At 70.0% G+C, this 20,139-nt stretch carries 18 protein-coding genes; 6 read left to right on the top strand and 12 right to left on the bottom strand.

Annotated elements, in window-relative coordinates:
* Positions 1 to 104: 104 nt before the first annotated feature.
* From G5B31_RS16830 to G5B31_RS16800, 7 genes are all read right to left on the bottom strand, one after another.
* On the bottom strand, positions 105 to 1,004 hold the full coding sequence (locus G5B31_RS16830; protein ID WP_165019365.1) for an RDD family protein: 900 nt from the start codon (positions 1,002 to 1,004) through the stop codon (positions 105 to 107).
* Entirely contained in the window at positions 1,001 to 2,029 is a 1,029-nt protein-coding gene (locus tag G5B31_RS16825; RefSeq protein ID WP_165019364.1) for a stage II sporulation protein M, read from the bottom strand. Before G5B31_RS16825 ends, G5B31_RS16830 begins: the two co-directional genes overlap by 4 nt.
* Complete coding sequence (locus G5B31_RS16820) at positions 2,026 to 3,333, bottom strand: DUF58 domain-containing protein (RefSeq protein ID WP_165019363.1); 1,308 nt, start codon at positions 3,331 to 3,333, stop codon at positions 2,026 to 2,028. The genes G5B31_RS16825 and G5B31_RS16820 overlap by 4 nt, the downstream gene beginning before the upstream one ends.
* Positions 3,333 to 4,322 (bottom strand): MoxR family ATPase, encoded by a 990-nt coding sequence (locus G5B31_RS16815; protein ID WP_240904467.1) that lies wholly within the window; start codon positions 4,320 to 4,322, stop codon positions 3,333 to 3,335. Before G5B31_RS16815 ends, G5B31_RS16820 begins: the two co-directional genes overlap by 1 nt.
* Entirely contained in the window at positions 4,312 to 5,628 is a 1,317-nt protein-coding gene (locus G5B31_RS16810; protein WP_165019362.1) for a hypothetical protein, read from the bottom strand. The genes G5B31_RS16815 and G5B31_RS16810 overlap by 11 nt, the downstream gene beginning before the upstream one ends.
* Positions 5,621 to 6,385 carry a hypothetical protein gene (locus G5B31_RS16805; RefSeq protein ID WP_165019361.1) on the bottom strand — a complete coding sequence of 255 codons (765 nt, stop codon included), beginning with the start codon at positions 6,383 to 6,385 and terminating at the stop codon, positions 5,621 to 5,623. Before G5B31_RS16805 ends, G5B31_RS16810 begins: the two co-directional genes overlap by 8 nt.
* Before the next feature lie 134 nt (positions 6,386 to 6,519).
* A complete protein-coding gene (locus tag G5B31_RS16800; RefSeq protein ID WP_165019360.1) occupies positions 6,520 to 6,960 on the bottom strand; it encodes a DUF805 domain-containing protein in 441 nt (146 codons plus the stop codon).
* A gap of 732 nt (positions 6,961 to 7,692) precedes the next feature.
* Between G5B31_RS16800 and G5B31_RS16795 the strand changes: the two genes are divergently transcribed.
* The 5 genes from G5B31_RS16795 (at position 7,693) to G5B31_RS16775 (ending at position 15,955) form a co-directional block, all read left to right on the top strand.
* On the top strand, positions 7,693 to 10,011 hold the full coding sequence (locus G5B31_RS16795; protein ID WP_165019359.1) for a cache domain-containing protein: 2,319 nt from the start codon (positions 7,693 to 7,695) through the stop codon (positions 10,009 to 10,011).
* 358 nt (positions 10,012 to 10,369) lie between these two features.
* Positions 10,370 to 10,981 carry a response regulator transcription factor gene (locus G5B31_RS16790; RefSeq protein ID WP_165019358.1) on the top strand — a complete coding sequence of 204 codons (612 nt, stop codon included), beginning with the start codon at positions 10,370 to 10,372 and terminating at the stop codon, positions 10,979 to 10,981.
* Positions 10,982 to 11,351: 370 nt separating this feature from the next.
* Complete coding sequence (gene acs / locus G5B31_RS16785; RefSeq protein ID WP_240904469.1) at positions 11,352 to 13,289, top strand: acetate--CoA ligase; 1,938 nt, start codon at positions 11,352 to 11,354, stop codon at positions 13,287 to 13,289.
* 4 nt (positions 13,290 to 13,293) lie between these two features.
* Positions 13,294 to 13,965, top strand: coding sequence for an adenylate kinase (locus G5B31_RS16780; RefSeq protein WP_165019357.1), 672 nt, complete (start codon positions 13,294 to 13,296; stop codon positions 13,963 to 13,965).
* Between the two features lie 211 nt (positions 13,966 to 14,176).
* Positions 14,177 to 15,955 carry an MFS transporter gene (locus G5B31_RS16775; RefSeq protein ID WP_205911992.1) on the top strand — a complete coding sequence of 593 codons (1,779 nt, stop codon included), beginning with the start codon at positions 14,177 to 14,179 and terminating at the stop codon, positions 15,953 to 15,955.
* A 52-nt stretch (positions 15,956 to 16,007) separates the two neighbouring features.
* On the opposite strand, the gene G5B31_RS16770 is transcribed toward G5B31_RS16775, so the two are convergent.
* Positions 16,008 to 16,292: a hypothetical protein gene (locus G5B31_RS16770; RefSeq protein ID WP_165019356.1), complete on the bottom strand. Its 285-nt coding sequence runs from the start codon at positions 16,290 to 16,292 to the stop codon at positions 16,008 to 16,010.
* Between the two features lie 81 nt (positions 16,293 to 16,373).
* Here G5B31_RS16770 and G5B31_RS16765 point away from each other — a divergent pair, with 81 nt between their 5' ends.
* The gene (locus G5B31_RS16765) at positions 16,374 to 16,757 is read left to right on the top strand and encodes a response regulator transcription factor (protein WP_394352139.1); all 384 of its coding nucleotides are present in this window, start codon (positions 16,374 to 16,376) and stop codon (positions 16,755 to 16,757) included.
* Positions 16,758 to 17,082: 325 nt separating this feature from the next.
* Here G5B31_RS16765 and modC read toward each other — a convergent pair whose 3' ends face one another.
* The 4 genes from modC to G5B31_RS16745 form a co-directional block, all read right to left on the bottom strand.
* Positions 17,083 to 18,165, bottom strand: coding sequence for a molybdenum ABC transporter ATP-binding protein (gene modC / locus G5B31_RS16760; RefSeq protein WP_165019355.1), 1,083 nt, complete (start codon positions 18,163 to 18,165; stop codon positions 17,083 to 17,085).
* A complete protein-coding gene (modB, locus tag G5B31_RS16755) occupies positions 18,162 to 18,860 on the bottom strand; it encodes a molybdate ABC transporter permease subunit (protein ID WP_165019354.1) in 699 nt (232 codons plus the stop codon). Before modB ends, modC begins: the two co-directional genes overlap by 4 nt.
* Positions 18,861 to 18,877: 17 nt before the next feature.
* A complete protein-coding gene (gene modA / locus G5B31_RS16750) occupies positions 18,878 to 19,630 on the bottom strand; it encodes a molybdate ABC transporter substrate-binding protein (RefSeq protein WP_165019353.1) in 753 nt (250 codons plus the stop codon).
* A 64-nt stretch (positions 19,631 to 19,694) separates the two neighbouring features.
* Positions 19,695 to 20,051 (bottom strand): winged helix-turn-helix domain-containing protein, encoded by a 357-nt coding sequence (locus G5B31_RS16745; RefSeq protein ID WP_205911991.1) that lies wholly within the window; start codon positions 20,049 to 20,051, stop codon positions 19,695 to 19,697.
* Between the last annotated feature and the right edge of the window lie 88 nt (positions 20,052 to 20,139).

Raw genomic sequence — 20,139 nt, 5'->3', positions numbered from 1 at the left:
CGGGGTCTGGTCCGGCGCGCCTGACATGGATCGGGGGGCGTTGGGGGACGGACGTTTCTCCGTCTTATTCTGACTATTTGTATCAGGATATGCAAGGGGCCCGTTCAGCGCCGCTTGTCCGGCCCTTTTGCGGTGTGGAACTTGTCCTCGCGGGTGTCGCCGAACAGGTTGCGGCTTTCCAGGAACTCGCGCTGCTGGCGGTAGAATTCCATCAGGAAATCCCATTCGCGGTGTTCCGGCAGCTTCTCGTCATAGCCGATGCGGCGGCGGATGGTCTGGGCGACCTCGGAGACATGCTTGCGCGCCTCGGGCGTCTTCGGCGGCGCGCGCAGGATCGATTCCAGCATCTGCAACTCGTAGCGGCCGTAGATGGCCAGGTGTTCGGTCCGGAACTCGTAGCCCATGGCGGCGGCCTGGACCGACAGGTCGGGCAGCAGCTGGGGCTTGGGGTTGTCCACCACGATGGTGCCCGCCACCATGTCGCCGAGGCGCTGCTTCTTGCGGTTGAAGACCGGCACCAGCACCGTGGCCAGCATCCATGCCGCCAGGATCAGCCCCAGCACCCAGCCCAGGCCGGCGCCGCCCATCAGGGTGCCCATCGGCAGGAAGACCTCCACCTCCTTCATCAGGTTGCGGGCGGTGATCTGGTGCGGGGTCAGCCGGCGGCCGTCCAGGCTGATGACGCGGATGCCGAGGATGCGCTTGCCCAGGGTGCGGCCGTTCCAGACCATCTCGGACAGGATGTAATAGGGCACCCGCATGAAGAAGGTGATCAGCGCGTAGAAGGTGATCAGTCCGTTCCACGAGAAGATGCCGGCCCAGGCGACGAGGATGATCAGCAGGAACACCCCGCCATAGGTGAAGGTCAGGTCCAGCAGCTGCGCGCCGAAGCGGGCGCCGATGGAGGACAGGCGGAAGGTGATCGGCACGCTTTCCGGCGGGGTGTGGCGGATCAGGTTCTTCGCCTCCCACAGCGGCACGCCGGTGGCGGTATAGGTCTTCATGCCGGCGCCCCCTGCGGGGCGCGGTCGCGGCCCGCCAGCAGCAGCCAGGCGGCCCAGAGGGCGCCGATGCCCCAGCCGATCGCCAGCCGCGTCTCGGTCGAGGTCACGGTCTGGCGGAAGAAGCCCTCCAGCACCGCCGCGGCGACCAGCATCAGCGCCGCCAGCAGCATCAGCTTCACCGCGTCGCGGCCGCGCCGGCGCAGCGCCTCGCGCCGGGTCAGGTCGCCGGGCAAGAGCATGGCGAGGCCGAGCTGCGCGCCGCCGGCGCAGGCGATGCAGATCGCCGCCAGTTCGGTGACGCCATGGATCGACAGCCAGCCGGTCAGGTCGTAGCCGAGGCCCTTCTCGTCGAACATCCGCCAGAAGGCGCCGAGCAGCAGGCCGTTGTAGAAGGTCAAAAGGAAGCTGGGCAGGGTGAAGAACACGCCCAGCGAGAAGGTCAGGATCGCCACCTGGGTGTTGTGCGAGAACAGGAAGGTGGCGAAGGTGGACAGCTCGTCATGCCCGCCGCCGCCGTCGAAGAGGGTGGAGCGCAGGTATTCCGCGCTGGCCTCCGGCGTGCGGCCGTCGGCCAGGCTGCCGGGGACGAAGGTGTAGAACCAGCTGCGGTCGAGGTCGTAGAGCACCGCGCCGAGCAACCCGCCGAGCGCCATGGCGAGGAAGCCGATCAGCAAGGGCCAGCCAGACCGCCGCACCGCCTGCGGGATGCCCCGCGTCATCAGCCGGGTGAAGAGGCCGCCGAGGCTTTCCTGCGGGGCGTAGACCACCAGATAGGCCCGGGCGCAAAGCGCGTCGAGATAGGTCAGCAGCGCCTTGTCCATCGAGATCGCCCGCGCCACCGACAGCGCGTTCATCGCCTGCCGGTAAAGGCCGGCCAGTTCCAGCGCCTCCTCGTAGCCCAGCGACTTCGCGCCCCGCTTCTCGGCCCGGCGGACCAGATCGTCCAGCCGCTTCCAGCCGGCCTCGCGCTCGGCGCGGAAGCGGGCGGAGCGGATCCGTTCGGCGGGGGCAGCAGGGGCGTTCATATCATCTCCTTCGCCTTGATCTCGATATAGCGCGAGATGAGGGCCGCGGTCAGCTGTCCCGGCGCGGCGTCGAGGCAGAGGATGCCCAAGCGCGCCAGCCGGTCCAGCACCGCCTGCCGCTCCTGCAGGATGCGGGCGGCGGCGATGGCCTGCGCCACGTCGTCCATGCCCGAGGTGGCGGGGCGGATCAGCCCCTGCAGGTCCGGATCGCGCAGGGCGACGTAAAGCACGACATGCTGGCGCTGCATCACCGCGAGGTTCTCCACCAGCAGTTCCGCCGAGGTGCTGTCGACGAAATCCGAGAACACCACCACCAGCGACCGCCGCTTCAGCTTGCCGTTCAGGACCGACAGGCCGAGGGTATGGTTGGTCTCGGCCTCGTCCGGCATCAGTTCGGCGCAGGCGGACTGGATCGGGCCGAAGGCGGCGCGGCCGGGGCGGGGCGGGATCAGCGGCCGGGGCCGGGCGCCGAAGCTGTAGAAACCGACGTTGTCGCCGGCCAGCCCGCTGGCCCAGCAGAGCGCAAGGGCGGCATGGATGGCGTGGTCCAGCCGGGTCAGCCCGGCCAGCCGCTCGGCCATCAGGTGGCCGGTGTCGAGGCAGAGGATGATCTGGTGGTTCCGTTCCACCCGCGTCTCGCGCGCCACCAGGTCGTTGACCCGGGCCGAGCGTTTCCAGTCGATGGACCGCGGGTCCATGCCGGGGGCGAAGTCGCGCAGCTGGTGGAACTCGGACCCCTCGCCCTTCAGGTTCATCACCCGCGCGCCTTCCAGAAGCGGCAGCATCTGCGCCTGGATCGCGCCGGACAGCACCGGCGAGATGTCGGGCAGGACCTGGATCTTCAGGTCCAGCGGCCAGCCCGGCAGGATGTCGAACAGGCCGAGGCGCGAGGGATACATCAGCCGGAGCCGCGTCACCGCCTGCATCCCGCGGTCGCGTAGTGCCAGCGGCAGGCGCAGGGCGGCCTCGGTCGCGCCTTTCGGCAGCTCGGTCGCGGCGGTCTCGGCCGGTTCCAGCCCCGGATCGTGGGTCAGCCGGACCCACAGCTTCGGCGGCAGGCGGCGGCCGCGCAGCGTCAGGTCCAGCATGGCCCGATGCCCGGCGAAGCCGCGCGGCGGCAGGTCGGCCTCGGGCGCGATGCCGCGGGCGGGGACGGTCAGCGCCAGGTCGACGACGGCGGCCAAGAGCAGCGCCGCCCAGGGCCAGGCCAGCAGGCCGGGGTCCTCGGGCCGCCAGACCACCAGCGCCACCGACAGCGCCGCAAGCGCCCCGAGCGCCGCCAGCATGAGCCGCGAGGGACGCATCAGCGCGGCGCGTCCTGCCGGTTGAGGATGGCGGTCAGCACCTCGTCCGCCGTCCGCCCCTCGATCTCGGCGGTGGGGCCGAGGACGATGCGGTGGCGCATGGCGGGGACGAACAGGCTCTGCACATCGTCGGGCAGGGCGTAGTCGCGCCCGTCCAGCGCCGCCCTGGCCCGCACCGCGCCCGCCAGCGCCGCGGCGGCGCGGGTGGAGGCGCCGTGCAGCACCTCGCCGTCCGTCCGCGTGGCGCGGACCAGATCGACGATGTAGCGCAGGATGCTGTCCTCCAGCCGGATCGCATCGACCAGCGCATGGCCGTCGCGTAAGGCGTGGCGGTCCATCACCGGCTGCAGGCCCGCCTTCATCACCCCGGCCGGGCCGCGGGTGCCCTTGGCGAGGATGGAAATCTCGGCATCCCGGTCGGGGAAATCGACCAGCAGCTTGAACAGGAAGCGGTCCAGCTGCGCCTCGGGCAGCGGATAGGTGCCGTGCTGCTCGATCGGGTTCTGGGTGGCGATGACGAAGAACTCCTCGCCCAGCGGGTGGGTCACGCCGTCGATGGTGACCTCGCGCTCGTTCATCGCCTGGAGGAGGGCCGATTGCGTCTTCGGCGGCGCGCGGTTGATCTCGTCCGCCAGCAGGATGTCGGTGAAGACCGGACCGCGGGTCAGGCGGAATTCGCCGGTCTGGAAGTTGAACAGGTTCACCCCCAGCACATCGCCGGGCATCAGGTCGGGGGTGAACTGCACCCGGCCGAAATGCAGCGAGGTCACCTGCGACAGCGTCTGCGCCAGCAGGGTCTTCGCGGTGCCGGGCGGGCCTTCCAGCAGGCAATGGCCGCGGGCGAAGACCGAGACCAGCAGCATCTCGATCAGGGCATCCTGGCCCTGGATGACCTTGCGCACCTCGGCCCGCAGCGCCTCGGCCAGCGCGCGGAAGGCGGAAAGCGTCATCTGCGGCGCGTCGGCGGGGGAGGGGGCGTCATTTGCCATGGGTCAGGGTCTCCAGAAGACGGCGGAAGGCGTCGAGCTGGCGGTGCAGCTCGGCCGGGGAAAGCGGGTGGGTCGTATCGGTCAGGCGCTGCGCCACCGCCTGCAGCTCGGCGGTGCGGGCGGGATCGCGGCGGGACAGGTGGGCGAACAGCCGGGCGATGCCCTGCGGCCCGGCCCCCACGGCGCGGCCGAAGGTGGTCTGCGCCAGATCGGAGAGGTTGGCCTGCACCAGATCGGCCGCCATCCGCGCGTCGTGGCCGGCGATGCGCAGGAGCCGGGCATTGGTGGCGATGGCGGCCAGCTTCGACTGCTCCGGCGTGTCGGCGGCATCCGCCTGCGCCGGCCCGAACCGCCGCGCCCCGCGCCAGAGCGCAAGGCCCAAGAGGATCGCCAGCACCGCCCAGAGGCCGGTCAGCGGCGGGGCGAAGAAACGGGCGAAATCCGTGGCCGAGCGGTCGTAGTCCTGCCGCTGCTCGTCGTAGTTGTAGTAGTCGACCATGTTCTCGGCTTCGGTGTCGATGTAGATCCGCGGCGCCTCCTCGGCCCCGGTGGCGGCGGCGGGCGCCAGCGCCCGGAACAGCCAGGCGGCGACGGCGGCATTGTCGGCCAGCGCCAGCCCGTGGTTGTTCATCAGGTCGGGGTCGGACAGCAGGTAGAGCGGATAGCGGTCGTCCTCGTCGAAGGCGCAGCTGGCGACCAGGATGCCCCGCTCCAGCCCCACCACCGCGCTGCATTGCCCGGGCAGCGCGGCCGGGTCGAACAGCTGCGGGTGGAACAGCGCCACCCGGTCCTGTCCCACCTCCTCGGTGACGAAGCCCTGCTCGGGCCGGATCAGCAGCAGCGACCAGTTGCCGATCTGCCCGGGCAGGCGTCCGGCCTCCTCCAGCGGGATCAGCGCGCTGTCATGCGCCATGGCCGAGGTCACCGTGCCCGCCACCCATTTCGGCAGGATCACCAGCGCCGGCATGTCGTAGAGCCGCCCCTGCAGGTTCCATGCCTCGATGTTGCGCAGGGTGGTGGCGTAATAGGCGTCGCGCGGGGTCTTCGCCTCGGGCGGATCGGCGTAGAGGTCGGTGTCGTAGAGCGGCAGCACCCGGAAGGCCAGCTGCGACCAGGCCGGCCGGAAGCGCGGGTTGGAGCGTTCGACCGCCAGCCCCTCGGCCTTCAGCCAGGTCGCCAGCCCGTCGATGCCGATGACCGAGGCGTCCAGCCGCCGGTCCTCGCGCCCGCCGCCGAGGAAAAGGAGACCGGCAAGGCCGGCCAGCACCAGCACGCCGACCAGGATCATCGGCAGGGCATTACGCATGGCGCGGCCCTTTCAGCAGGATGCCGCGGCCAAGCTCCAGCGTGGCGGCGAACTCGGCCTCGGCCACCGGGCGGCCGCCGTAATGCGCCAGTTCCGCCCGGGTCAGGATGTCGCGCAGCGGGTCCAGCGCCCGCCAGCCCTGCGGCAGGCGGCGGAAGGCGGTGCGCTCGGTATCGGCGCGGGCGAGGCGGGTGTCGGTCTCGCCCGCCGCCGCCAGCAGGCAATGGCGCAGAAGCCGCACCAGCGCCGCGGCCCGGTCGGGCATGGCGGCGATCTGCTCCAGCAGGCGGCGCGGGTCGTCGGTCTGGTCGGCGGCCGAGATGTTCCAGGCCTCGGGCGCGGCGACCGGCTTGCGCTGCGCCTGCGGCGCGCGCGACATCAGCATCCCGGCCCCGCCGAAGCGCAGCCACAAGAGCAGCCCGCCGACCAGCAGCAGCACCACCATCACGGTGGAGACCGAGCCGTTCCGCGGCAGCGGCGCGCGGTCCTCGGGCCTTTTCTCGGGCTGCATCACCTCGGTCCGGCCCTCGGCCAGGTCGCCGGTCATCCGGGTGATGTAGGTCATGCCGGTCTCGGTGCCGTCCAGCGCCAGCGCGCGGGCCACCTCTTCGGAGCGGGCGCCGCGGGGCGGGGGGGCGGTCTCCTCGATCACCGCGGTCTGGGCGGACAGCGGGCCGGTCAGCAGGGCCAGCGCGGCGGCAAGGCGCGCCGCCCGGACAGGGCGCCGCCCTGCGCTGAACCGGAAATCCTGCTGCACCCTGCCACCCTGTCCGCGGAACACCGGAAGGTTGTAGCCGCGCCCCGCAAGCGGTTGCAAGTCGGGCAAACCCTGCCGGAAATGCAAGGCCCGGCGCGGGGCCGGGCCTTGCCTCGTCTGCTGCCGCCTGCGGGTCAGGCGAAGATGTCGGCCCGCGCCGAGGGGCGCAGCGGGTCCGGTCCGAAGCGGTTGTCGCCGTCGGTGCCCTTCAGGCAAAAGATCACCAGCATGGCGATGGAGGCGACGATGCCGACGAAGGGGATCGCGCTGAGCACGATGAAGCCCAGATACCACCAGCCCGACATGTTGCGGTCGTGCAGGCGGCGCACCGCGACAGCGATCGAGGGGATCAGGATCGCCAGATAGAAGACCGCCAGAATGGCGATGATGACATAGCCGAGGCCCGAAATCTGCCCGGTGTTGAAATCCACCGTGGCGAACATCAGCGCCGAAAGGATGCCGGCGACGATGAAGACGAAGAGGGCGAAGAACCAGTATTCGGACCGCGCCGCGCGGCCCTGGAAATTGGCGTAATTCTTCTTGAGAACGCTGTCTATCGCTTCCTTGAAACCCATTTTCCCATGCTCCTTTGCACTGTCCTGTTGCGCCTTTTGGTCTGGCTTCTTGGCTGGCGACAATCTGCCACAAAGAAGGGGGCTTGAACAGCTTCTCCCTGCATCCCGGGGTGGAATGCCTTACCTTGGGGAAAGGCGGGAAGAGGCGGCGTTTTCCGGCGGCGGGGGCTGGGGACGGTGCCTCCCGCCCCGGAAATCCGCCGACTGGCCGGGACTGGGGCCCCGGGCCAGTCGGGCGCGCGAGGCGCGCATCACTCGTTACCGAACACACTCGACCCGGACGCGATCCGGCTCTGGGGGACCGGAAGACGCCCGGGGCACACCCCGTAATACACGGGATATTGTCTGACACGACAGTCAATCGCGGTAAATCCGCGTCTCTGCCTAGGCAAATCTGCCTATGTCGGGGGATGGGTTCGCCCTTGCCGTTCCCCGGCCAAAATGGCGAAGGCGTGTGCCTTCGCCACGGCGCAACGGTTCAACCATCCCGGCCGGGCCCCAAAGGCCCGGCCAGCGCCCGCCCGCCCCTCGGCGGGCGCTTCACGCCCGCCCGGGCGGACGCTGGTCTCTCCGGGTTCAGGGCTGCCAGCGTCTCCGGGTGCAACCGCTGCGCACGGGCGGGGGCGAGGCAGTGCCTCGCCCCCGCCCGAGGACGAGTTGCGGCAACCGCCGATCCGGCCTAGAGATCGACGGCGTCCGCGGCAGGCGGACGAAGGGGATGTGGAGCCGCTGGTGAAGAAATCGCTTGGCCTCCTTCTGGCGGTCTGCCTGGCCGGGCTGCAGTTCCTGGCCGTGCTGGTGGTGGTCTTCTCCTCCTACGTCACCTCGGAACAGGCGCTGATCCGCCATGCGCGCGACCTGCTCAGCGATGTCGGCACCAACACCATCGAACATGCCCGCGGCTTCCTCCGCCCGGCCGAGGGTGCGGCGGAACTGGCCGCGCGGCTGGCGCAGAACCGGGTCATCGCCAGCGACGACCCGCGGCTGCTGGAACAGCTTCTGTTCCAGCAGCTGCTGATCTCGCCGCAATTCGCCGGGGTCTATTACGGCAGCGCCGGCGGCGATTTCGTCATGGTGATGCGGATGCCCGACGGCCCCGCCCCCTTCCGGTCGAAGATCATCACCCACGCGGACGGCGCCCGGAAGGTGGAGCTGTTCTGGCGCACCGCCGACTTCCGGGCGGTGAAGCGGGAAGAGACGCCCGAGGACAGCTACGACCCCCGCACCCGCCCCTGGTATGCCAGGGCCAGCGAAGGGCGGGCGACGATCTGGACCGATCCCTACATCTTCTTCACCTCGCAGCAGCCCGGCATCACCCTCGCCGCGCCGGTGCTGGATTCCGACGGCGCCGGCATCCGCGGGGTGATCGGGGTGGACATCGAGATCAGCCGCATCTCCGACTTCCTCGCCCGGCTGAACATCGGCGAGACCGGCCGGGCGCTGATCATCCACCGCAACGGCGACGTGATCGCCCACCCGCAGCTGGAGCTGCTGAAGGCCAGCAACGACGACGGCACCCTGCGCTTCGCCGATATCCGCGAATTCGACGACCCGATCGCCCGCGACGCCTTCGGCGGCCTGATGAAGGACGGCGAGGTGCGGGTGGCCGAGGAGACGCCGACCCAGTTCACCTACCGCGGCGCCCGCTATGTGGCGACGGTGATGCCGATGGGCAGCGAGAAACTGCCCTGGACCATCGCCGTCTACGCCCCCGAGGACGACTTCACCGGCGTGATCAAGCGCAACCGCGCCGAGAACATCTGGATCGCCGCGCTGGTGGCGGCGCTGACGGGCGTCGCCGGCCTGGTTCTGGCGAACTGGATCCACAAGCCGGTGCGCGCCTTCGCCGTCCGCTCGGCGCTGATCTCGCAGGGCGAGATCGACCCGGCGGAGCCCACGCCCCGCACCTACCGCGAGCTGGAGCGCGCCAACGATGCGCTGATGCAGCAGATCGCGGCGCGGCGCGAGGCCGAGCACGAATACGGCCGCACCTTCGAGCTGTCCTCGCTGGGCATGGCGCAGCTGGCCTCGCATTGCGGGGCATTCCTGCGGGTCAACCCGCGCTTCTGCCAGATCACCGGCTACAGCGCCGAGGATCTGGCGGGCATGGCCATGGCCGACCTCGCCAGCCCCGACCACCCGGTCGCCTGGCCGGTGGAGGCGGACGGCAGGCGCGACTTCGCGGTCAACCGCGAGGTGCGGCTCTTGCGCAAGGACGGGGGGCTGATCTGGGTCTCGGTCAGCGGCAACCTGATCAGCGACAGCGCCGGCCGGGCGCTGCATGTGATGGTCACCATCGACGACATCACCGCCAGCAAGGAGAAGGAAAGCCGCATCGACCAGCTGAACCGCGACCTGTCGCATCTGGCGCGCGGCAACACCATGGGCCAGATGGCCTCGGGCCTGGCGCACGAGCTGAACCAGCCGCTGACCGCCATCGCCCAGAACGCCGACACCGCGCTGCTGGTGCTGGACCAGCAGCCCGCGCCGGACGCCGAGCTGCGCGAGATCTTGCAGGAGATCGAGCGCCAGTCGCTGCGGGCGGGCGAGATCATCCACGCGCTGCGCAGCTTCATCCGCAAGGACGAGGGGGCGAAGGTGGCCTTCGACATCGGCGAGCTGCTGGACGAGACGCTGCACCTCGTCCATGCCGAGGCGGCCGAGGCCGGGGTGACCATCGAGCAGCGGCTGGAGCCGGACCTGCCGCTGGTGCTGGCCAACCGGGTGCAGGTGGCGCAGGTGGTGGTCAACCTGCTGCGCAACGCCATCGAGGCGATGGCCGCCGACCGCGACAACGAGCGCCGGGCGCGGCTGCGGGCAGAGGCGGGCGAAGGCTGCGTCACCGTCTCGGTCGAGGATACCGGCCCGGGCCTCGACCCGGAGATCGCCGCCTTCATGCCGTTCGAAACGACCAAGCGCGGCGGCATGGGGCTTGGCCTGTCGATCTGCAAGTCGATGATCGAGGCCAACGGCGGCAGCATCCGCCACGACGGCGCCCGCGGCCGCGGCGCCTGTTTCAGCTTCACCGTGCCGCTGGCGCGGATGGGTTGAGGAGGGCCCGGCTTCCGACGCGACCTTCCCGGCCTCCTTGGCGAAGGCCATCGCCTTCGCCACAGCGCAACGCTTCCCCTTGTCCCGGCCGGGCCCCCAAGGCCCGGCCAGCGCCCGCCCCGCCCTTGGGCCAGGCTCTTCTCGCCCGCCGGGTCGGGCGCTGGCCCCTCGGGGTCTGGTGCCCCCACCGTCTCCGGGTGCAACCGTCGCGCACGGGCGGGGGCAAGGCAGGGCCTCGCCTTTTCCCGCCCGGTCCAAGGTCTTGGACCCTCCTCGCCCCAATCCCCCCGCCGGCCCCCATTGCGGCTGCGCGCGGAGCGCCTAGACTGGCCGGGTGGAGTATGGGTGCGGGGGGGTGATGACCCAGAACCAGCTGACGGTGTTTCTGGTCGACGACGACGAGGCGATCCGGCTTTCCCTGTCGCGGGCCCTCGCCAAGCGCGGATACCGGGTGGAGGCCCACGCCTCGGCCGCCTCCTTCCTTGCGGCCTGGAGCGAGGAGCGCCGCGGCTGCTTGGTGCTGGACTACGGGATGCCCGGGATGAACGGGCTGGAGTTGCAGGCCCGGCTGAATGCCATGGGCGCGACCCTGCCGGTGATCTTCATCACCGGCCACGGCGGGGTGCCGGAATCGGTGCAGGCGATCAAGGGCGGGGCGCTGGACTTCCTGGAAAAGCCCTTCCGCCAGGCGGCGCTGATCCAGCGCATCGAGGCGGCGCTGGACCTCGCCCGCGGGCAGGAGACAGCCCGGCAGGACGGCCAGCGCCGCCGCGCGCTGTTCGACCGGCTGACCGCCCGCGAGATGGAGATCGTCGAACGCATCGTCGAACGGCCGGCCGAGACCTCAAGCAAGGAGATCGCGCTCTACCTGGGGATCAGTCCGCGCACGGTGGACCATCACCGCGCCCGCATCCTGGAGAAGCTGGGGCTGAAATCCATCGTCGAACTGATCGCCGTCGCCAAGGGCTGACGGCCCCGCCGGCGATTCGCGCCCGTCCGGCGCGAGTCCCCGCGGGCGGACGTCGCGCGGAAGGGCGGCGGAACGGTTTGCCGCCTGCCTTTTTCCGCGCCGGAGGCGGGCGCGGCCTGCCGGTCCGGCAGGCGCTTGGAATTCCAACGAAAATGTGAACGCTGTAAATTGGATTGACATGATTTCGGCCGGTCCCGAAAATAAATTTACAGAATTATGTTTGCGATAAAAGGGGTTATCAAAAAATTGACGCCGCGTTAAAGTGCTGCGCGAGGGATGTGCCCCCTGGTGTCGGGGCGCCTGGGGCGGGCCTGCCGGCCCGTGGTCAAAGAGGGAGAGAGCGATGACGATGCAACCGGACGTCAAGGGCATGTATGCCGCGCCTGCGGATTTCGTGGCCAGGACCCATGTCGATGCCGGGCATTACGCCAGCCTCTACGCCGCCTCCATCGCCGATCCGAACGCCTTTTGGGCCGAGCACGGCCAGCGCATCGACTGGATCAAGCCCTTCACCAAGGTGAAGAACACCAATTTCGATTTCCCCAACGTCGACATCAAGTGGTTCGAGGACGGCACGCTGAACGTCAGCGCCAACTGCATCGACCGCCACATGATCGGGCGCGCCAACCAGACCGCCATCATCTGGGAGCCGGACGATCCCAAGGCCGAGGCGCAGCACATCACCTACGCCAAGCTGCTGGAAGAGACCTCGCGCATGGCGAACGTGCTGAAGTCGCTGGGCGTCGGCCGCGGCGACCGGGTGGTGATCTACCTGCCGATGATCCCCGAGGCCGCCTATGCCATGCTGGCCTGCGCCCGGATCGGCGCCATCCATTCCATCGTCTTTGCCGGCTTCTCGCCCGACGCCCTGGCCAACCGGATCAACGATTCCGAGGCCAAGGTGCTGATCACCGCCGACTTCGCCCCCCGCGGCGGCAAGAAGACCCCGCTGAAGGACAATGCCGACAAGGCGCTGCTGCACTGCTCGGACCGGGTGAAATGCCTGGTGGTCAAGCATACCGGCGACCAGACCTCCTGGGTGGACGGCCGCGACATCGACCTGCGCCAGCAGATGGCCTGGGCCAAGCCCTATTGCCCCTATGTCGAGATGGGGGCCGAGGACCCGCTGTTCATCCTTTATACCTCCGGCTCCACCGGCAAGCCGAAGGGGGTGGTGCATACCTCCGGCGGCTATCTGGTCTATGCCTCGATGACCCAGCAGATCGTCTTCGACTACCATGACGGCGACGTGTTCTGGTGCACCGCGGACGTGGGCTGGGTCACCGGCCACAGCTACATCATCTACGGGCCGCTGGCGAACGGCGCCACCACGCTGATGTTCGAGGGCGTGCCGACCTACCCGGACGCCGGCCGGTTCTGGGCGGTCTGCGAGAAGCACAAGGTCAACCAGTTCTACACCGCCCCCACCGCGATCCGCAGCCTGATCGGCCTCGGCGCGGAATGGGTGGAGAAGCACGACCTGTCGTCCTTGAAGGTGCTGGGAACGGTGGGCGAGCCGATCAACCCCGAGGCCTGGAACTGGTATAACACCCATGTCGGCAAGGGCGCCCGCCCCATCGTCGACACCTGGTGGCAGACCGAGACCGGCGGCCACATGCTGACCCCGCTTCCCGGCGCGATCCCGACCAAGCCCGGCTCGGCCACGCTGCCGTTCTTCGGGGTGAAGCCGGCGGTGCTGGACGCGGCCACCGGCGCGGTGATGGAAGAGACCGAGACCGAGGGCGTCCTCTGCATCGCCGACAGCTGGCCGGGCCAGATGCGCACGGTCTGGGGCGATCACCTGCGCTTCCAGGAAACCTATTTCCAGCAATACAAGGGCTATTACTTCACCGGCGACGGCTGCCGCCGCGATGCCGACGGCTATTACTGGATCACCGGCCGGGTGGACGACGTGATCAACGTCTCCGGCCACCGCATGGGCACCGCCGAGGTCGAATCCGCGCTGGTGGCGCATGAGAAGGTGGCCGAGGCCGCCGTGGTCGGCTACCCGCACGACATCAAGGGCCAGGGCATCTATGCCTATGTCACCCTGATGAAGGGGGTGGAGCCCTCGGACGCGCTGCGCAAGGAGCTGGAGGCCTGGGTCCGCACCGAGATCGGCCCCATCGCCAAGCCCGACCTGATCCAGTGGGCGCCCGGCCTGCCCAAGACCCGCTCGGGCAAGATCATGCGCCGCATCCTGCGCAAGATCGCCGAGAACGACTTCGGCGCGCTCGGCGACACCTCGACGCTGGCCGACCCCTCGGTGGTCGACGAGCTGATCGACAACCGCATGAACCGGGGCTGAGCGGATGGCGTCGCAAGCCCCCGTGCTGATCCTGCTCGGCCCCCCCGGGGCCGGCAAGGGCACCCAGGCCCGGATGCTGGAGGAAGCCTTCGGCCTGGTGCAGCTGTCCACCGGCGACCTGTTGCGCGCCGCCGTCGCCGCCGGGACCGAGGCCGGCCGCGCCGCCCGCGCGGTGATGGAGGCCGGCCAACTGGTCAGCGACGAGATCGTGCTGGCGATCCTGAAGGACCGGATGGTGCAGCCGGATGTCGCCCGCGGCGTCATCCTCGACGGCTTTCCCCGCACCGACGGCCAGGCCGCGGCGCTGGACGCGCTGCTGGCCTCGGCCGGGCAGAGGATCACCGCCGCCGTCAGCCTTGAGGTCGACGACGAGGCGATGGTCGGCCGCGTCTCGGGCCGCTACAGCTGCGGCACCTGCGGCGAAGGCTACCACGACCAGTTCAAGCAGCCCGCGCAGGCGGGCACTTGCGACAAATGCGGCGGCACGGCGATGAAGCGCCGGGCCGACGACACTGCCGAGACGGTGCGCGAAAGGCTGAAGGCCTATCACGCCCAGACGGCGCCGCTGATCGCCTATTACGACGGCAAGGGCGTCTTGACCCGCATCGACGCGATGGGACCCATCGCCGAGGTGCAGGACGCGCTGGCCGGGATCGTGGGGCGGGTGGCGGCCTGAGAAGGCCCGCATCCGGGGCAGGGAGGAAACCCCCCGGGCGCGCGGCAGGAAGACCGGAGGGAAGGGGGCGCGCAAGCGCAGACCCACGGGACGACCGGCGCAAGGGCCTTGCGCCGGGACAATCGAGTCTTGCCTGCCCGATGGGGCGGGCGGGGCCGGGAACGATAGGGAAGGCGCCGCCGCAAGGGCGGGCCGAACAAGGAGGAAACCCATGGCCTATGCAACGCCGGACGTGCGCGACCGCTCGCGTCCCATGACCCGGGAGGAGAAGAAGGTCATCCTTGCTTCTTCCGCGGGCACGATCTTCGAATGGTATGACTTCTACCTCTACGGCTCGCTGGCCGCGACCATCGGCCTGCACTTCTTCACGCCATACCCCGAAGCCACCCGCGGCGTCTTCGCGCTTCTGGCCTTCGCGGCGGGCTTCATCGTGCGCCCGTTCGGCGCGCTGGTCTTCGGGATGCTGGGCGACCTGATCGGCCGGAAATACACCTTCCTGATGACGATCCTGATCATGGGCCTGTCGACCTTCATCGTCGGGATGCTGCCCAGCTACTATTCCTGGGGCATGGCCGCGCCGATCATCCTGATCGCGCTGCGGATGCTGCAGGGCCTCGCGCTCGGCGGGGAATACGGCGGCGCCGCGGTCTATGTGGCCGAGCACGCGCCGCAGAACCAGCGCGGCTATTTCACCTCGTTCATCCAGACCACCGCCACGCTGGGCCTGCTGCTGTCGCTGATCGTGATCCTGGTGGTGCAGGGCTACGTCAACGGCGCCTACGACCCGACCCCGGCGCTGGACGCCGAGGGCCTGCCGAAGATGCTGGCCGATGGCACCCCCGAGATGTGGACGCCGTTCCAGGCCTGGGGCTGGCGGATCCCGTTCCTGGGCTCGATCCTGCTGCTGCTGGTCTCGCTGTATATCCGGCTGCAGATGAACGAATCCCCCGCCTTCAAGAAGATGAAGGAAGAGGGCGCCCAGTCCAAGGCGCCGCTGCGCGAGGCCTTCGGCAACTGGCGCAACGGCAAGATCGCCCTGATCGCGCTGCTCGGCCTCACCGCCGGTCAGGCCGTGGTGTGGTATTCCGGCCAGTTCTACGCGCTGTTCTTCGTGCAGAACGTGATCAAGATCGACAGCTTCTCGGCCAACGTCTTCGTGGCCTGGTCGCTGATCCTGGGCACCTACGGCTTCATCTTCTTCGGCCGCCTCTCCGACAAGATCGGCCGCAAGCCGATCATCCTCGGCGGCTGCCTGCTGGCGGCGATCACCTACTTCCCGGTGTTCGGCCTCCTGACCAAGACCGCCAACCCGATGCTGGCCCATGCGCATGAGACCGCGATCACGGTGACCGCCGATCCGGCCGACTGCTCGTTCCAGTTCAACCCGGTGGGCACCGCGAAGTTCACCACCTCCTGCGACATCGTGAAATCGGCGCTGACCGGCCGTTCGGCCAATTCCGATACGGTGGACGCCGCTGCTGGCACCCTCGCCACGGTGCAGGTCGGCGACACGGTGATCCAGGGCTACGACGGCAAGGCCGAGAACGCCGCGGACGAGAAGAAGCGTTTCGACGCCGAACTGAACGCGGCGCTGACCGAGGCCGGCTATCCGATCAACGCGGCGGACAACACCACCATCGCCAAGGCGAACCACTTCCTCGACATCTTTTCCGCGCAGAAGATCACCATCGTGCTGATCCTGACCTATCTGATCATCCTGGTGACGATGGTCTACGGCCCGATCGCGGCCATGCTGGTCGAACTCTACCCGACCCGCATCCGCTACTCCGGCCTGTCGCTGCCCTATCACATCGGCAACGGCTGGTTCGGCGGCCTGCTGCCCGCGACCGCCTTCGCGATCTCGGCCCAGTCCGGCAACATCTACGCCGGCCTGTGGTATGCGATCGTCGTCGCGGTGATGACGGTGGTGATCGGCACGCTGTTCGTGCCGAACGGGACCCACAAGAAGGACATCTTCGCCGACCAGTGACGGCGGTCCATGACGATGCCGTGCCGGGGGGAGACCTCCGGCACGCGCGCCCCTAGCGGCGGGTAAGGCGGCGGAACGCCTCCCAGGCCGCCAGCACCACGCCGAGAATGACCAGATTCGAGATCAGCCCCGCGCCGAACTGCAGCCAGAACGGCTCGGCCCGCTGGGTGCCGAGGGTCGACGGGATGATCACCGCCACGAACAGCACCCCCGCCGCCAGCGGAACCACGGTTCCGGTCTGCGCCCGCGTGCGGACCATGGTGACGACAAGCCCGATGATCAGCGCGATGCGGAACGGGTCTTCCAGCTGGGCCAGGACAAGCTGTGACAGCGACATGATTTCCCCTTTGCGATTTTGCCCCAGCGATATGCGATCCGCGCGCTCCGGTCTACCGCCCGATGCGGGCCGGAGGGCAGGATGATGCCGGACCGCCCCCGCCGGGTCCTGGTGGTCGAGGACGAGGACAACATCGCGCTGGCGCTGGATTTCCTGATGACGCGCGAGGGCTACGACCACGACCGGGTGGCCGACGGCGATGCCGCGCTGCCGAAGATCCGGGCGATGCGGCCCGACCTGGTGGTGCTGGACGTGATGCTGCCTGGCGTCTCGGGCTACGACATCTGCCGCGAGGTGCGCGGCGACCCGGCGCTGCGCGGGGTGAAGATCCTGATGATGACCGCCCGCGGATCCTCGGTAGAGCGCCGCCGCGGGGTGGAGATCGGCGCCGACGGCTTCATCACCAAGCCCTTCGAGCTGAAGGAACTGCGGCAGGAAGTGCGGCGGCTGCTGGCGGAGGGGTAGGGGGCGTGGCGGGGTGAACCCCGCCCTACGGCGCTCCGCATTCGCTCTTGCCGGGTAGGGCGGGGTTCACCCCGCCGCTCTGCCCGGTCCCCGCTCCCTTGGCGAAGGCCGTCGCCTTCGCCACAGCGCAACGCTTCCCCTTGTCCGGCAGGGCCCCAAAGGCCCGGCCAGCGCCCGCCCCGCCCTCGGCGGGCGCTTCTCGCCCGCCGGGTCGGGCGCTGGCCTCCCGGGATTATGTGCCGCGCCGTCTCCGGTTGATCCGCTGCGCACGGGCGGGGGCGAGGCAGCGCCTCGCCTTATCCCGCCCGGCCAGGCGACGGACTGGCTACCCCCCGGCATTCTCCTGCGCCACCGACACCGCCTTCAGCACGGCGTGCAGCCGCAGCCCCGGCCGCAGCTCCATCGCCCGGGCCGAGCGGCGGGTGATCCGGGCCAGCAGCGCCTCCTCCCCCGCCCGCAGCCGCACCAGCGCCGAGGGGCCGTCGTCTTCCCGCAACTCCTCCACCACCGCGGGCAGGTGGTTCAGCGCCGAGATGCCCTGCGGCACCTCCAGCGCCAGCATCACGTCCTGCGCCAGGATGCGCAGCCGCAGGGCGCGGCCCGGCGCGCCGGCGACCCGCGGCAGCCAGACCGGACCCGCGCCGGTGGCGAGCCTGGTCAGCCCGTCCTCCTCCTGCGCCTCGATCCGCGCCAGAAGCACCGCCCCGGCCTCGCGCGGGGCCAGGCCCTGCGCCGCGCCCGGGTCGGACAGCACCTCGGCCACCGGGCCGGCAGCGGTCACGCGGCCCGCCTCCAGCAGCACCACCGTGGTCGCCAGCCGCGCCACCTCGGCCAGCGCATGGCTGACGTAAAGGATCGGCAGCCCGACCTCGTCGCGCAGCCGCTCCAGATAGGGCAGGATCTCGGCCTTGCGGGCATCGTCCAGCGCCGCAAGCGGCTCGTCCATCAGCAGCATCCGCGGCCCGGACAGGATGGCACGGCCGAGCGCCACCCGCTGCCGCTCGCCCCCCGACAGCGCGCCGGGGCGGCGCGAGAGCAGGGGGCCGATCCCCAGCATCTCGACGATCCGGCCGATCTCGGCCCCGTCGCGCAGCCCGGCCAGCCAGCGGCCGTAGGTCAGGTTCTGCCGCACGGTCAGGTGCGGGAAAAGCCTTGCGTCCTGGAAGACATAGCCGATCCGGCGGCGGTGCGGCGGCAGCCAGACGCCCGCTTCGGTATCCGCCAGCACCTCGCCCTGCACCGCCACCCGGCCGCGGTGGGGGCGCAGGAGGCCTGCCACCGCGTTCACCACCGTGGTCTTGCCCGAGCCCGAACGGCCGAACAGCGCCGTCACCCCCGGCGGCGCCTCGAAGGCGGCCTCCAGCCGGAAGCCCCCGAAGCTGTGCGAGAGGGATACGGAAAGCGTCATGTTCCGGCGATCCTGCGCGCCACCGCCCGGCTGACCCATTCCGATAGCAGCAGCGCCGCCATGGCGATGACGATGGCCACCAGCGCCAGCCGCGCCGCCTGCGCGTCGCCGCCCGGCACCTGCAGGAAGGCGTAGATCGCCGAGGGCAGGGTCTGGGTCTGGCCGGGGATGTTGGAGACGAAGGTGATGGTGGCGCCGAATTCCCCCATCGCCTTGGCGAAGGCGAGGATGGCCCCCGCCACGATCCCCGGCAGGATCAGCGGCAGCGTCACCGTCAGGAACACCAGCGGCCGCGAGGCGCCGAGGGTGGCGGCCGCCTGCTCCAGCTTCGGGTCCACCGCCTCGATCGCCAGCCGGATGGCGCGGACCATCAGCGGGAAGGCCATGACGGCGGCGGCCAGCGCGGCGCCGGTCCAGCGGAAGGCGAAGACGATCCCGAACCACTGGTCCAGAAATTGCCCGACCCAGCCCTTGCGCCCGAAAGTTAGCAGCAGCAGGTAGCCCGTCACCACCGGCGGCAGGATCAAGGGCAGGTGCACCAGCCCGTTCAGCAGCTGCCGCCCCGGGAACCGCCCCCGCGCCAGCGCCAGCGCGACCAGCACGCCGAAGGGCAGGCTGGCCGCCGTCGCCACCGCCGAGACGCGCAGGGAAAGCGCGACCGCGCGCCATTCGTCGGGGGACAGCCACTCCGTCATGGGCCGGGTCTACACGCTCAGTCGAGGATCACGAAGCCCTCTTCGGCGAAGATCGCATCGCCGGCGTCCGAGGTGATCGCCGCGTAGAAGTCGCGGTCGGCCTGGTCCGCCGCCCCGGTCAGCAGCGCGCCGGGATAGGTGATCGGCGGGTGGCTGTCGGCGGGGAAGGTGCCGACCACCGTCACCCCCGGTTCGGCCGCCGCATCGGTGGCATAGACGATGCCGTAGGGCGCCTCGCCCGCCGCCACCAAGGCCAGCGCCGCCCGCACGTTGTCGGCCTGCGCCACCGAAGGCTCCACCGCGCTCCAGATGCCCAGCGATTCCAGCGATGCCTTGCCGTATTGCCCGGCCGGCACCGAATCCACCATCGCCATCGCCAGCTTGCCGTCGCCCAACAGGCCCGCCAGGTCGAAGCCCGGCCCGATCTCGACCGGCGCGGCGTCGCCGGCGGCCACCAGCACCAGCGCGTTGGAGAACATGTCGCGGCGCGTGTCCGCGGCCACCAGCCCGGCCTTCTCCACCTCGTCCATCCAGTTCACCGCCGCCGAGACGAAGATGTCGGCCGGCGCACCCTCGATGATCTGCTTGGCCAGCGCGTTCGACCCGGCATAGCTGATGGTCACGGTATTGCCGGTGGCGGCCTGGAAGTCGGCGGCCATCTTGTCCAGCGCGGTCTTCATCGAGGCGGCGGCGAAGACCACCACCTCCTCGGCGGCGGCGGGGGTGGCAAGGCCGAGCGCCAGGACGGCGGCAAGGATGCGGCGGGACATGATGATTCCTCCGTTCGATATGTCGGGGGAAACATAACAGCCTGCGCCCCGCCCGGCGCAAGCGCTATTTTCCCTTGGACATATCCCTGACCTTCAGCATCCGCTCCAGCGCCGCCACCGGCTCGGCCACCGCCGCCTCGGCCCGCGCCATCACCTCGCGGTAGAGCCGCAGCACCTCGGCCCCGGCCTCGGTCAGCTGCGCGCCGCCGCCGCCGGGGCCGCCGCGCGCGCTGGAGACCAGAGGCGGCTGCCAGGCCGCGTTCATCTCTTCCACCAGCATCCAGGCGCGCTTGTAGCTCATCCCCATCCGCCGCCCGGCCGCGGCGATGGAGCCGGTGTCGCGGATGCCTTCCAGCAGTTCCGCCTTGCCCGGCCCCAGGATCACCTCGGGGAACAGGATACGCAGCTTCAGTCCGGTCATCGGCCTCTCCTTGCCTGTGCGCCCCATGTTCGGCAAAGCCGGGCCGCGCCGCAAGGCCCGGCGGTTGATCGGCGGGCCATCCCGCGGC

The sequence above is a fragment of the Rhodobacter sp. SGA-6-6 genome, assembly GCF_011043545.1.
GTDB lineage: Bacteria > Pseudomonadota > Alphaproteobacteria > Rhodobacterales > Rhodobacteraceae > Pseudogemmobacter.
The sequence above is the reverse complement of the archived record's forward strand: the minus strand, read 5'-3'. Positions and strand labels throughout refer to the sequence as shown.

Coding starts and splice junctions, on each gene's coding strand:
- G5B31_RS16830 (WP_165019365.1), bottom strand. CDS start 1,004: ATGAAGACCTATACCGCCACCGGCGTGCCGCTGTGGGAGGCGAAGAAC.
- G5B31_RS16825 (WP_165019364.1), bottom strand. CDS start 2,029: ATGAACGCCCCTGCTGCCCCCGCCGAACGGATCCGCTCCGCCCGCTTC.
- G5B31_RS16820 (WP_165019363.1), bottom strand. CDS start 3,333: ATGCGTCCCTCGCGGCTCATGCTGGCGGCGCTCGGGGCGCTTGCGGCG.
- G5B31_RS16815 (WP_240904467.1), bottom strand. CDS start 4,322: ATGGCAAATGACGCCCCCTCCCCCGCCGACGCGCCGCAGATGACGCTT.
- G5B31_RS16810 (WP_165019362.1), bottom strand. CDS start 5,628: ATGCGTAATGCCCTGCCGATGATCCTGGTCGGCGTGCTGGTGCTGGCC.
- G5B31_RS16800 (WP_165019360.1), bottom strand. CDS start 6,960: ATGGGTTTCAAGGAAGCGATAGACAGCGTTCTCAAGAAGAATTACGCC.
- G5B31_RS16790 (WP_165019358.1), top strand. CDS start 10,370: ATGACCCAGAACCAGCTGACGGTGTTTCTGGTCGACGACGACGAGGCG.
- acs (WP_240904469.1), top strand. CDS start 11,352: ATGTATGCCGCGCCTGCGGATTTCGTGGCCAGGACCCATGTCGATGCC.
- G5B31_RS16780 (WP_165019357.1), top strand. CDS start 13,294: ATGGCGTCGCAAGCCCCCGTGCTGATCCTGCTCGGCCCCCCCGGGGCC.
- G5B31_RS16775 (WP_205911992.1), top strand. CDS start 14,177: ATGGCCTATGCAACGCCGGACGTGCGCGACCGCTCGCGTCCCATGACC.
- G5B31_RS16770 (WP_165019356.1), bottom strand. CDS start 16,292: ATGTCGCTGTCACAGCTTGTCCTGGCCCAGCTGGAAGACCCGTTCCGC.
- G5B31_RS16765 (WP_394352139.1), top strand. CDS start 16,374: ATGATGCCGGACCGCCCCCGCCGGGTCCTGGTGGTCGAGGACGAGGAC.
- modC (WP_165019355.1), bottom strand. CDS start 18,165: ATGACGCTTTCCGTATCCCTCTCGCACAGCTTCGGGGGCTTCCGGCTG.
- modB (WP_165019354.1), bottom strand. CDS start 18,860: ATGACGGAGTGGCTGTCCCCCGACGAATGGCGCGCGGTCGCGCTTTCC.
- modA (WP_165019353.1), bottom strand. CDS start 19,630: ATGTCCCGCCGCATCCTTGCCGCCGTCCTGGCGCTCGGCCTTGCCACC.
- G5B31_RS16745 (WP_205911991.1), bottom strand. CDS start 20,051: ATGACCGGACTGAAGCTGCGTATCCTGTTCCCCGAGGTGATCCTGGGG.